This is a genomic window from Nodosilinea sp. P-1105, assembly GCF_012911975.1.
Lineage (GTDB): Bacteria > Cyanobacteriota > Cyanobacteriia > Phormidesmidales > Phormidesmidaceae > Nodosilinea.
On sequence record NZ_SMDQ01000045.1, the window covers coordinates 1 to 12,401 of the forward strand.

Consider the following 12,401-nt stretch of genomic DNA (forward strand, 5'->3'; position numbering starts at 1 on the left):
TGGCTCATGACGGAGTTGGCAGAACAACGCATTCCGCCCCGAGCGGGGCGCAGTAATCCACGGGTCGTGAAAAAGCCTCGGGCAAAATTCCCCGCCCGAAAACCCTCCCATCGGGGGAGGGGAACGGTTCGACCCCAACTTAATTTCTCGATCCTAATACCAACCTGAACCTTATCCGAACAGTATTGATCAAGTTCCCAGCGGTTGACTAACGGCGGTGCCCTTCGATAGAGCAGGAAGAAACCCGGTGAGGGCGTTTCTTGGGGCTTGGGGCTGGTGGGCAGAGCCCACCCTACGATCGGAGCCGTGTTTCTTAGGAGGGTTCTAGGCTGAGTATCAATTTCGGGGCACCCCAGGGCAGACCCCTGGGATTTGTACCAGCGTTCTAGGCAAGGCCAGAGACACCAGAAATTCTTAAGTTTATCGGTGACCCCAGATCTCTAAGCTGGGGCTCAAGGGCTTGTGTCAGGCCTGATTGAGCCCCGTACCCGAGGCCCCAACTGGGGGAATTTCGGGCTAAACCAGGGGGCCTGAGTCATCGTTACGTAACACTACCTTTTGTGCAGGAAGTATACGATGGGTGTGGGGATTTTTGTGCTGCAAGGCACAGTTGTAGATAGAGATAGAACGTGACAGTTTAAACGTGACAGTGTAGGGGTTGACGGCCAAAGACGAATTTGTTCCGATATAGCCGGACGATGTCGGCATGCCCCGTGGTGGTCAGTGGACTGCCCCAGTTTCCTGACCCAGTTCACTGACCAGACCCTGGTCCCCAGGTACTTCGCTGGTCATCATCGTCACCATGGTTTGGTCCGGAACAATTGAGTCCCAAGGCGGATGACCTCAACCGGCTGAATAGGAGGTCAAATCATGGGAATTGCAAGTATTAATCCAGCCACAGGGCTGACACTACAGGAGTTCGAAGCACTAACAGAGGAGGTCCTAGAGCAAAAACTGGCCCAGGCCGCCGCCACCTTTGGCGATTATCGTTGGACCAGTTTTGCCCAGCGGGCCAGTTGGCTAAGGCAAGCCGCTGATGTGTTGGAGCAAAATAAGCAGGCCTATGCCCAGCTAATGACCCTGGAAATGGGGAAGCCCCTAGCCGGGGCGATCGCTGAGGTAGAAAAAAGTGCCTGGGTCTGCCGCTTCTATGCCGACCATGGGGCCGAGTTTTTAGCTGATGTACCCGTCACCACCGACGCCAGCCGCAGCTTTGTGCGCTACCAACCCTTGGGGGTAATTTTGGCGGTGATGCCCTGGAACTTTCCCTTTTGGCAAGTGTTTCGGTTTGCGGCCCCGGCCCTGATGGCGGGCAATGTGGGCCTACTGAAGCATGCCTCGAATGTGCCCCAGTGCGCCCTGGCCATCGAAGACATTTTCCGCAAAGCAGGCCTGCCCCAGGGGGCTTTCCAGACCTTACTGATTGGCGCCAGTCGGATTGCAGACCTAGTAGCCGATGACCGGATTAAAGCCGCCACCCTAACCGGCAGCGAGCCTGCTGGAGCCAGTTTGGCCGCCGCCTGTGGTCGGCAAATTAAAAAGACCGTGCTAGAACTGGGGGGTACCGATCCCTTTGTGGTCATGCCCAGTGCCGATCTAGAGGCCGCGATCGCTACAGCGGCTACCGCCCGGATGCTGAACAACGGCCAGTCCTGCATTGCCGCCAAGCGGTTTATTGTGCACGAATCGATCGCTGACCGGTTTGAAGCGGGGCTGCGAGAGAAATTTGCCGCCCTAGTAGTCGGTGACCCGCTGCAAGCGGGGGTCACCGTTGGCCCCTTAGCCACCCCCAGCATCTGCACCGAACTGGAAGCCCAAGTCAACGCCTGCCTGGCCCAGGGTGCCACCGCCCTAATTGGCGGGGATGTGGCCGCCCTAAAGGCCCAGTTACCGGCTGAACTGCGTCAGGGCAACTGGTTTCCACCCACCATCTTGACCCAAATTCCCCCCGGCACCCCCGCCGATCAAGACGAGTTCTTTGGCCCTGTGGCCCTTGTATTTCAGGTCACCAGCCTGGATCACGCCATCCAGGTGGCTAACAGCACTCCCCTGGGGTTGGGGGCCAGCGGCTGGAGCCAAGACCCCACCGAGCAAGACCGCCTAATCACCGAACTGGACGCGGGTGCCGTGTTTATTAATGGCCTGGTCAAATCAGACCCCCGCCTACCCTTTGGCGGCATCAAGCGGTCTGGCTATGGCAGGGAGTTGGGAATTCAGGGTATGTATGAATTCGTCAACGTTAAAACCGTCTGGGTTAAGTAACCCTGTCCCGTTCTCCGAGTCCGTCCCAGTTACCCATCTGTCCACATTACCTAAATCACACCTGTACCCTACTGCCATGAATACCGCTGAATTGCTTGTCCAGTGTCTGGAAAACGAAGGGGTTGAATACATCTTTGGTTTACCCGGAGAAGAAAACCTACAACTACTACAGGCCCTAAAACGTTCTTCCATCCAATTTATTACCACCCGCCACGAGCAGGGGGCCGCCTTTATGGCCGATGTCTATGGTCGGCTGACCGGCAAGGCGGGGGTCTGCCTATCTACCCTGGGGCCAGGGGCCACCAACTTAATGACTGGCGTGGCCGACGCCACCCTCGATCGGGCTCCCCTGGTGGCCATTACCGGTCAGGTGGGCACCGATCGCATGCACATTGAATCTCACCAGTACCTGGATCTGGTGTCGATGTTTTCCCCTGTCACTAAATGGAACGCCCAGATTGTGCGCCCCAGTAACACCCCAGAAATTGTGCGCAAAGCCTTTAAGCTGGCCCAATCGGAAAAGCCGGGAGCCGTACACATTGACCTGCCGGAAAACATTGCCGAAATGGAGGTGGCCGGTACCTGCCTGCGCAAAGACAGCCAAGAAAAGACCTATGCCTCCATGCAGAGCATTCAGCAGGCAGCGGTGGCCATTTCCCAAGCCAGTAACCCGATGATTTTGGTGGGCAATGGGGCAATTCGGGCCAGAGCCAGCGAAGCCCTCACCGAATTTGCCACCAAACTCGACATTCCGGTGACGAACACCTTTATGGGCAAAGGGGTGATTCCCTATACTCACCCCCTGGCCCTATGGACCCTGGGTTTGCAGCAGCGAGACTACATTAGCTGTGCCATGGAGCAGGCGGATTTAATCATTGCGGTAGGGTACGACCTGGTGGAATATTCCCCCAAACGCTGGAACCCAGATGGTAACTTGCCCATCCTCCATATCAACTTGACCCACGCTGAAATCGACAGCAGCTACATTCCTAAGGTGGAGGTGATTGGCGATATTTCTGATGCCTTAGAGGAAATCCTGAAGCGGGTGAAACGCGCAGGGCGGCCCGAATCTACTCTTACTAAGGTGCGGGATGACATTCGGGCTGATTATGATCAGTACGCTGGCGACTATGGCTTTCCGATTAAGCCCCAAAAGCTGATTTACGACCTGCGCCAGGTACTGGGTCCAGAAGACATTGTGATTTCGGATGTGGGGGCCCACAAAATGTGGATGGCCCGCAACTACCATTGCTTGCGCCCCAATACTTGCCTGATTTCCAACGGGTTTGCAGCCATGGGGATTGCGCTGCCAGGGGCCTTGGCGGCCAAACTAGTACACCCCAGCCGCAAGGTGGTGGCCGTGACCGGCGATGGTGGTTTTATGATGAACTGCCAAGAGCTGGAGACGGCCCTGCGGGTGGGTACCCCCTTCGTCACCATCATCTTTAATGACGGCGGTTACGGGTTGATTGAGTGGAAGCAAATCAACCAATATGGCGAATCCACCTACATCCATTTCAGCAATCCCGACTTTGTGAAGCTGGCCGAAGCCATGGGGCTGAAGGGGTATCGGATTGAATCGACGGAAGACTTTATTCCCACCCTGAAAACGGCCCTAGAGGACAATGTACCGGCGGTGATTGACTGCCCGGTGGACTATCGGGAGAACCTGCTGTTTAGTCAAAAAACCGGAGACTTGACCTGTTTGATGTAGGCGATGTCGGGGAATGGGTAACTGGCTATTCCTACCCCTCATCCCTACCCCCCAAAACCTGGCTAAAAAGTTCCCGGTTCAGCCCCGGCTACTGCTGAAAACTATAGCAATTATGCTGTGATCGGTGGAGGTTTGGCTGGTGCATCATCTCAAGACATCTCCCTTGCTGTGGAGCATAGGCGGGGTAGGGTTGGTGGCCCTGGGTTTGGTGGCGATCGCCCATTTACCCCAGCCCCAGCTTGGCTCTGAGGTATCCTCGGGGATAGACGTAACCGGACCAGGGGCCACAGACCCCTGGCAACAGGCCATGGACCTGGGTTGGCAGGCCGCTGTCGCTGCTCAAACAGCCCACACTGCTGAGGACTGGCAACAGGTGGGGGACCTGTGGTTGGCGGCGGTGGTCAGCCTCAAGGCGATGCCACCTGAGGCGGAGAACTACCCAAAAGCCCAGGAAAAGATGCAGGAATATCTGGCTAACTTCGAGGCGGCAGAGGCTCGCAAAGCAGAAGCGCCAGCAGCACCTACGGCGGTGCCCCTGGGTCGGGAAGCGGTACAACGCTTATTTGCCGATGGGCCGATGGAGTTTACGTTTGCCTCAGCCCGGACCCAAGGTCCGCACCAGGTGGTGGTCGGAAAATCCTTAGACGGGTTAGCGTCCCTAGAATTGGTAGGTCCGGCTGATACTCTGACTCGGGCGACGTTGGCTTTGCCTCAGGCCCTGACCGAGCAAGGGGTATCTATGGCAGGCGTAGTCTATGCCCATCATTTCTTGACCGTGATTATGCCTGGGGAAGTTCCAGGGGCAAGAGTTCTGGCCGATCGTCTCCAAACTTTAGAAGGTGCCCCTCAACCTACCGCGATCGCCGTCCATGGCACCCAGCAGGTGACCTTCAGTACTGAACCTCGTACAAAAACAGTCCTAGTTTCCGTAGAGATACCGAACTAGGTAGGCTAGCCGCTACCGGGCTAACAACAAGATCCCTTAAGCGCATAAAATTGAGAGTCTATGTCTAGGTTAGCTAGAACCGCTGGTTAGGCTGACCTGGGTTTAGAACTTGTTAATCCATTCTTCCAGTTGATTGATCTATGAGAGCCTACCGGGCAGCCGCCTTACAAATGACTAGCGTGCCAGACCTTAACCATAATTTGGCCCAAGCGGAAGAGCTGATTGATCTGGCCGTGCGCCAGGGGGCAGAACTAGTGACGCTACCCGAGAACTTCTCGTTTTTAGGCGATGAAGAGGCCAAAATTGCCCAGGCGGAAACCATCTACCAGGCCAGTGAGGCATTCCTCAAAACGATGGCCCAGCGCTACCAGGTGACCGTGATCGGGGGCGGGTATCCAGTGCCCGCCAAAGAAGGCAAGGTCTTTAACACCGCCCTGCTGGTCTCCCCCGATGGCCAGGAGCTATTGCGCTACGAGAAGGTGCATTTATTTGATGTCAATTTGCCCGACGGCAATACTTACCAGGAATCTGGCACAGTCATTTCTGGGCATCTGCTGCCGGGTGTATTTCCCTCAAAACACTTTGGCATGTTGGGCCTGTCGGTCTGCTACGACGTGCGGTTTCCAGAGCTGTATCGCCATTTATCCCAGCAGGGGGCAGAGGTGTTGGTGGTCCCCGCAGCCTTTACCGAATTTACCGGTAAAGATCATTGGCAGGTGCTATTGCAAGCTCGCGCCATCGAAAATACCTGCTACGTGATTGCCCCAGCCCAAACCGGCTTCCATAATGCCCGGCGACAGTCCCACGGTCATGCCATGATTATTGACCCTTGGGGTATGGTGCTCGCCGATGCCGGGGTGGACAAAGGAGTCGCGATCGCCGAAATTAACCCGAATCGCCTAGCCCAGGTCAGACGCCAAATGCCATCCTTAGCCCATCGAATGTTTTTGTAGCGCTCCTACCCTGGGTATAACGATCTTTTCTTTTTAACCGATCATCCTGAACTCTACAGAGAGAGTAATCTCATGTAGATTGTATAGGACGAGTTGTAGCGGTTGGCATGGTTGACTGGATGAGCGCCCTGATCGGCAGTAGCCCAATGGTTTTGCCTCAGGGGGGGGTGAATACCTCGCCCTGGCTGGCTGAGGTTTCCGAAGCTGAAGTTGAGCCGGTGATATTAGCCAGCGTATTGCTCAGCCTGATTGTGATTTACCTGGCAGCCAAAATTGGCGGCGAGCTGTGTGCTCGGATTAATTTACCAGCTGTGCTAGGGGAACTGATTGGCGGCGTTGTGGTTGGGGTATCCGCCTTTCATCTCATCGTCTTTCCTGAAGGTGGGGGCGAAGTTCAGTCGGTGCTGATGCAATTGGTGGATATGACCACCAGCCTCAGTCCCGAGGCGTTGCTGCGAGTGTTTCAAGGGGAAAGTGAGGTAATTTCGGTCCTGGCAGAGCTAGGGGTAATCATCCTGCTGTTCGAGATTGGCCTGGAATCGGATCTAAAGGAGCTGATTCGGGTGGGTCCCCAGGCGGCGGTTGTCGCCATCATTGGGGTCGTTGCCCCCTTTGCTGCGGGCACCATTGGTCTGATTGCCCTGTTTGGCATCGGCACGATTCCAGCGGTCTTTGCCGGGGCCGCCCTAACCGCCACCAGCATTGGGATTACGGCTAAGGTGCTGGCAGAAATGCAAAAGCTCAGCTCTAAAGAGGGTCAAATTATTATTGGGGCCGCCGTCCTTGATGATGTGCTCGGCATCATTGTGCTAGCGGTGGTGGCTAGTCTGGCTAAAACCGGTGAAATTGAAATTCTCAATGTGGTCTATTTGGTAGCCGGTGCCGCCGCCTTTTTAGTCGGGTCCATTTTTATTGGTCGACTACTCAGCCCTTACTTTGTGGCTATTGTCGATCGCATGCAGACCCGAGGCCAGGTGATCATCAGCGCCCTGATTTTTGCCTTTTTACTGGCCTACATCGCAGCCGCCATTCAACTAGAGGCCATCTTAGGGGCCTTTGCGGCGGGGTTAATTCTGGCTGAAACCTCGAAGCATAAGGAGATCGAAGCGCAAATCAGCCCGATCGCCGATATCCTTGTGCCAGTTTTCTTCATTACCGTCGGTGCCCGCACCGATTTGAGCGTGCTGAATCCCCTAGATCCAGCCAACCGGGCTGGGTTGGTGATTGCTTCCTTTTTAGTAGTAGTGGCCATTATTGGTAAAGTAATTGCTGGATTCGCCATATTTGGTCAACCGGGTACCAACCGCTTAGCCGTCGGGGTAGGGATGATTCCTCGGGGTGAAGTCGGGCTGGTGTTCGCCGGGGTAGGCGCGGCCAGTGGTGTGCTGAGTGAATCCCTGGATGCGGCCATTATTGTGATGGTGATCTTCACCACGTTTCTGGCGCCACCGTTGCTGCGGGTTGTCTTTGATCAGGATGAGTCGGTGGCACCCCCGCTGGCTACGCCCCCTGAAATGGAGACCCCAGAGGAGGTGGAATCCTCGCCTGGGGCGTCTTAAACCCTGTGAAGTAAGGCAAGAACGTTGCTATACTGAGTATGCTTTTGCTGGTGTAGCTCAGTTGGTAGAGCAGCTGATTTGTAATCAGCCGGTCGCAAGTTCGAGTCTTGTCACCAGCTTTCCTAAAGCCCCTGGAGCATCAAGTTTTTCAGGGGCTTTGCTGTCTTCAGTTACCCACCTTCATCCGATATAAACGCTTAAATAAGATGCTCCATGGCCGTTAAGAAGACTGCTCTCTATAGCTCCCTGTGGGCCAGATGCGACGAACTGCGCGGCGGCATGGATGCCAGCCAGTACAAAGACTATGTGCTGACCCTGCTGTTTATGAAGTACGTCTCCGACAAGTTGCGCATTTGCATGAGTGCTCAACAAGCCGCATGGTTGATCTTGCAGCGAACCGAAACCCGAACGACCGAAGAAGACACGTTGATAGAGCGACTGGCTCAGCAGCCTGAATTATCTGGAGCCGTCACCCTGGCTCTGAGCTTTATTGACCTGGTTCGGCAACGGCTTCCCAGTTAGTTGGATGATTGGCTACAGACCGCTAAAACCAGCTCAATCAAAGCATTTCAAAGTTTTGCCAAAGGGCTAGAGGAGGATTATGACGCGGTCAAAGCTGGGATGACGTTAGCGGTTAGCAACGGACCGGTTGAAGGGCAGAATAATCGACTTAAAATGCTGAAACGACAAATGTTTGGGCGAGCCAACTTGGAGTTGCTGGAGAAGCGGTTCATTTTGACTAGCTAAACGGCTGTAATTTGAGGACTGCTAAGGGAGCTAGTTTTGAGCATTACCAAAAGCGGCCAAGAGCCCGAAGTTATGCAAATACGCACTCGTTACTCTATGGCAGATCGAGCCGGTCTTAGCCAGGATGGGAGCGGTAGGGAGTGCTGACTTGGCGAACTTAGGGAGTATCGTCTATGTCCACCTGGAGGGTGAGCCGCAGGGGTAAAAATAGTTGCCATCGAATAGCGGCCGCCCGAATGGTAAAAATGGCGGCCATGGCCACCGGGCGACTGCCTGGGTACGGCGACAACAGGACATAGAGCATAGCCCCCAGTAAAATTGGGGTGGCATAAAGCTCCCGGGATAACAGCATGGTCGGCCGATGGGTGACCACGTCTCGGGCAATCCCCCCGGCAATGCTGGTAATCAGGCCCATGACGATGGCTACCGCCGCTGGATGTCCTAGGGCCAGGGTTTTATCGATGGCCTGCACGGAAAAGAGGGCGATGCCAACGGCATCCAAATAGGCCAACAGGCGCAGGGGTAGCTTCAGAATGAAGCGAATACCCACAAAGGTCATAAATGAGGCGCCAACCGCCACCCAAAAACCGGTCAAATCCTCAATCCAAAAGACCGGCACATTTAAAATCAGATCGCGCAGGGTGCCGCCGCCAATGGCGGTCAGCAGACCCACTACCACAATGCTGAAAATGTCTAACCGCTGCCGCACCGCCGATAGCACTCCTGAAACCGCAAATACGGCAATGCCTACTTGGGCGAGGAAATATTCCATAGGCCGCCTTCATGGATGGTTAGACACGATGGTCGAGATCCATCGTAGCCTGTTCCCCTAGTCCCATAACCGATGGTTTGATATAAAGTGTCACTATGGCAGTGCATGTCTACCCTTTAGCGGGTGGTGATGTTGCCTAGGTCCGCCTGAATATTCCAGAGAGCGCTAAACATACTGTGGCTGCTAGATCCACCCCAATGGATGCCCATCAGGTGCACGGTATTTCCATACCAAACGAAAACCGGAGAACCACTATCCCCACTATCCCCAAAGTAGTTTGCCCGATCCTGGCATTGGAAACGGATGGGCCGTCCATCTACCGTCCATTCTGTACTGACATTGGCGGTCATGCAGGTGCGGTTTACAAACCCGTAGGTCCACCCTGTCGTTTGTCCCATTTTGTCGACCATTTCCCCGCCGATCGGAAATGAGACCGTGTTGGCAATCCTCATGGAGGCGTTGTTGTGGTTAATGGTTAAAGACCCCTGGCCTTGGCCCGGAGCGGCCCAACTGGTGGTGCGAACTATCTGGCCAAGGTCACTGGTTACCCCCTGGTTATAGCGGACAAAAGCGCTATCACTCCAGCGGCAAGAGCGCTGGCCAAATCCTAGAAATCCACCACAAGCCCAATAGGTTGGGTCGACGGTTTCACTGCCCAGCAAATTATTCGTCGTTGTCGTGTGATTAAAAAAGTTAGTGCCGGTCATTTGACCTTGGGTGGCTGTGCAGTGGGAGTTAGTGAGGAACCCCCTCACCCCAGCTCGGTTGGCATTAAAGCCGAAGGTGCATGTGCCGGCTTGACTTCTAACGCGAATGCCGCCCTGGGTGGGGCGTAACCGTGGACTGGTTAGGGTATGACTAGCCAACCGAATCGGTTCGGTTGGCTTAATATTCACAGCCTCCACTGGCACCCGTAGTCTGTCTTGTAGTAGTGCTTGGATTTCTCGCTCACTGGTGCTGCGATCGATCCCCACCGTCAATCGGTTTCTTTGCTCATCCAGATCGATAAACCAGACCCCCTCCAGATCGAGCACCGGCTCAATTTCCCTAAACCAGGTCAGAAGTTGCTCAATGGTATAGTCTGCTTGCCTGAGCTGCACCCTTGAACGCTGCGGTGTTCCTTGCTCTGCAGCCCGACGATCGACAGTACCCCGGGTGAATAGGTCATCACCAAAAATGCGGGTGAGGGCGGCTTGTACCTCTCTGCCCCGCCCAGGTTCTGGGTCGAGTAAATAAACCTGTAAATTTCCTCTACGATCAAAAAAGAAGCCGCCGAAATCGGGGATCATGGTTGCCACTTGAGCAAATTGATCGTTAATATTTCCCGTGGCATCAGGGTTTGCGGCGGCTACCCTGGGTGTATTGGCGTCTGTGGCGGCCACTGGCCTTGGGGCTATACCGAGCATTCCAGCAAGCAGCACCATAACCGCTAGCCGTTGCGAATGACGAAGTGCCATGTCATCTCTCCGTAAACAGTTTAAGCATTAAAAATCCTGACCACCGCTAAACAGTTGATTGACTGATCAAATCTTGCTCCCCCACCCTGTGGGGAGCCAACGACATTTCCCTTCCTTAGCGAGTCCCGACTTGCTATCAAGTGCAAGTGAGAAAGAAGAGGCGATCGCAGGTAGGCACCACACCCACTCCCTAATTCCTTTAGAGCGGAATTAGGCCAAAAAATGTGGGGATTTAGCAGTCAAATCAGATCAGACAAGTCAGATCAGACCAGTCAAAATAGGCAAGCCAGATCAGGTTAGATAAAGCAGTTCCATGGTCATGCATCGATAACTTAATGTGGCATAGGACACATCAATCGTCCAAATGGCTAGGTGGTCAGGTCATATCAGCGGAAATACTGACGTCACGGGCTTTAACGGTTCAAATTACCCCTTGGATTGGGTTCAAGATTACTGATAATTCGATATATAAGTACAAGATAAAGCCAGGGGCCGCTAGTCTGATGGCAAATACCATTTCCAGTAACCCCTGGCGATGAGGCGATCGCCCCTTAGCGCCCATCCCACTCGGCGGCGGCGTCTGCGATCGCCTGTTCCACGGTTTTCTGCCCTAGCATAGCGGCCTGCAAGTTGTCATAAACGATCCCCTGCAACAGGTTAATGTCATCCATGGCTGGAATCAGCACCTCTGCCTGGTTCATTTGACTGGCACTGATTGATCGGGCCAGTTCTACTCCCCCGGCGGCATTCTCGTCAGCCTCAAAGTAGTCATCTGCCAGGGCGGCAGCCGTAGAGGGCAGCACATTGGCAGATTGGGCAAAGGCCAGTTGGTTCACATCATTGGTCACAAACAGGGCGAAGTCTACGGCAGCCTCTGGAATATCCGTGGCCGCAGGTATCACTAAGTTCATCACGGCTACATTTTTCTTGCCTGTTTCCCCGGTAATTTGAGGGGCACTGCGGGTGACCTGGGCAATATCTGGAGCATTGGTCTCAATGGTCGGGAAAAATTCTGCCCCAATGGAGAGCAACGCTACTTCGCCTGCCTGGAACAGTTCAATGGCCCGACGATGTCCTTGGGTGAGCACCTCCCTGGGTAGAAGGTCCTGCTGGTAAAGATCGGTCCAGTACTGGAAAACTGCCTGTCCTTCCGGAGTATTAAAGGCCGCTTGCCCCTGATCATCCACCAGATCGACCCCCATTTGCACAAAGGATTGCAGCACATCAGCCGCATCCTCGGGCACAAAGGTGGTGAAGTAGGCGTATTTACCCGTAGCCTCTTTCACCTGGCGGGCGACCTGCGCCAGTTCCTCAAAGGTGGTCGGGGGGTCAACCTCAGCTGCCCCTAACAAGTCCTGGTTATAGAAGATGATATTGGTGGTCAGGTACCAGGGCAGACCAAAGCTCTGACCATTGAGGGTATTAGCCTGCCAAATGTTGGGCAAATAGACCTGTTGGTCGATGTCGCTGATGTAGTCATTCAGCGGTAGCCAGGCGTTGCGCCCAGCCAACTGGGCGGCAAAATCAGGATTCAGGTTGACCACATCTGGGGCTGTACCTGCTGCCACCGCCGTCAAAATTTTGCTCTGCATGTCGCCCCAGGGCACATCCACCCAACGCACTGATTGGTCGGGGTGCTCAGCCTCATACTCAGCAATCAAGTCATTGAAATAGTCTGTAAAGTCGGGCTGTAGCTGCATGGTCCAGAACTCGATTTCCTGGCGACCGTCCTGGGTAGAGGGACCCGGTTGCCCATCACCACAGGCCACCAGCCAGCTCAACAGCAACCCCACCAGGGTCAGTAGCCCAAATCGTGTCCAGGAACCTTGTTTCATCAGTGTGTGTTTCAACCTTAGATACCGCTGCCCCCTATCTATTCCTGCGGGTGATTGACCAGGGCAGGGGAACACCGATAGGGAATGAAAGGCATTTTAGCGGTTGGGGGGTGGCTGTGGGGAGTGGGGAGTGGGGAGGATGGGGGAGATGGGGAG

Annotated in this window: 8 protein-coding genes, 1 tRNA gene and 1 pseudogene; 7 read left to right on the plus strand and 3 right to left on the minus strand. The window is 54.7% G+C overall.

Annotated features, from left to right (window positions below; all coding sequences use genetic code 11):
• Positions 1 to 870 precede the first annotated feature (870 nt).
• From E1H13_RS17490 to E1H13_RS28320, 7 genes and pseudogenes are all read left to right on the plus strand, one after another.
• Positions 871 to 2,262: an NAD-dependent succinate-semialdehyde dehydrogenase gene (locus tag E1H13_RS17490; RefSeq protein ID WP_169615020.1), complete on the plus strand. Its 1,392-nt coding sequence runs from the start codon at positions 871 to 873 to the stop codon at positions 2,260 to 2,262.
• 76 nt (positions 2,263 to 2,338) lie between these two features.
• Entirely contained in the window at positions 2,339 to 3,976 is a 1,638-nt protein-coding gene (locus tag E1H13_RS17495) for an acetolactate synthase large subunit (RefSeq protein ID WP_169615022.1), read from the plus strand.
• A gap of 139 nt (positions 3,977 to 4,115) precedes the next feature.
• A complete protein-coding gene (locus E1H13_RS17500; RefSeq protein ID WP_169615024.1) occupies positions 4,116 to 4,922 on the plus strand; it encodes a hypothetical protein in 807 nt (268 codons plus the stop codon).
• Positions 4,923 to 5,062: 140 nt separating this feature from the next.
• Positions 5,063 to 5,875, plus strand: a complete 813-nt coding sequence (locus E1H13_RS17505) for a carbon-nitrogen hydrolase family protein (protein WP_169615026.1) — start codon at positions 5,063 to 5,065, stop codon at positions 5,873 to 5,875.
• Positions 5,876 to 5,982: 107 nt separating this feature from the next.
• Positions 5,983 to 7,434: a cation:proton antiporter gene (locus tag E1H13_RS17510; RefSeq protein WP_169615028.1), complete on the plus strand. Its 1,452-nt coding sequence runs from the start codon at positions 5,983 to 5,985 to the stop codon at positions 7,432 to 7,434.
• Positions 7,435 to 7,480: 46 nt separating this feature from the next.
• Positions 7,481 to 7,553, plus strand: a tRNA-Thr gene (locus E1H13_RS17515).
• 94 nt (positions 7,554 to 7,647) lie between these two features.
• Positions 7,648 to 8,181: pseudogene (locus tag E1H13_RS28320) on the plus strand (transposase).
• Positions 8,182 to 8,338: 157 nt separating this feature from the next.
• Here E1H13_RS28320 and E1H13_RS17530 read toward each other — a convergent pair.
• From E1H13_RS17530 to E1H13_RS17540, 3 genes are all read right to left on the minus strand, one after another.
• The gene (locus E1H13_RS17530; protein WP_169615030.1) at positions 8,339 to 8,953 is read right to left on the minus strand and encodes a trimeric intracellular cation channel family protein; all 615 of its coding nucleotides are present in this window, start codon (positions 8,951 to 8,953) and stop codon (positions 8,339 to 8,341) included.
• Positions 8,954 to 9,069: 116 nt separating this feature from the next.
• A complete protein-coding gene (locus tag E1H13_RS17535) occupies positions 9,070 to 10,410 on the minus strand; it encodes a hypothetical protein (RefSeq protein WP_169615032.1) in 1,341 nt (446 codons plus the stop codon).
• Positions 10,411 to 10,961: 551 nt separating this feature from the next.
• Positions 10,962 to 12,245, minus strand: coding sequence for a sugar ABC transporter substrate-binding protein (locus tag E1H13_RS17540; protein ID WP_169615034.1), 1,284 nt, complete (start codon positions 12,243 to 12,245; stop codon positions 10,962 to 10,964).
• Positions 12,246 to 12,401: the final 156 nt, after the last annotated feature.

Excerpts from the sequence above, each read along its gene's own strand:
- E1H13_RS17510 (WP_169615028.1), top strand. The coding sequence starts at position 5,983 with ATGGTTGACTGGATGAGCGCCCTGATCGGCAGTAGCCCAATGGTTTTG.
- E1H13_RS17490 (WP_169615020.1), top strand. The coding sequence starts at position 871 with ATGGGAATTGCAAGTATTAATCCAGCCACAGGGCTGACACTACAGGAG.
- E1H13_RS17535 (WP_169615032.1), bottom strand. The coding sequence starts at position 10,410 with ATGGCACTTCGTCATTCGCAACGGCTAGCGGTTATGGTGCTGCTTGCT.
- E1H13_RS17495 (WP_169615022.1), top strand. The coding sequence starts at position 2,339 with ATGAATACCGCTGAATTGCTTGTCCAGTGTCTGGAAAACGAAGGGGTT.
- E1H13_RS17505 (WP_169615026.1), top strand. The coding sequence starts at position 5,063 with ATGAGAGCCTACCGGGCAGCCGCCTTACAAATGACTAGCGTGCCAGAC.
- E1H13_RS17530 (WP_169615030.1), bottom strand. The coding sequence starts at position 8,953 with ATGGAATATTTCCTCGCCCAAGTAGGCATTGCCGTATTTGCGGTTTCA.
- E1H13_RS17540 (WP_169615034.1), bottom strand. The coding sequence starts at position 12,245 with ATGAAACAAGGTTCCTGGACACGATTTGGGCTACTGACCCTGGTGGGG.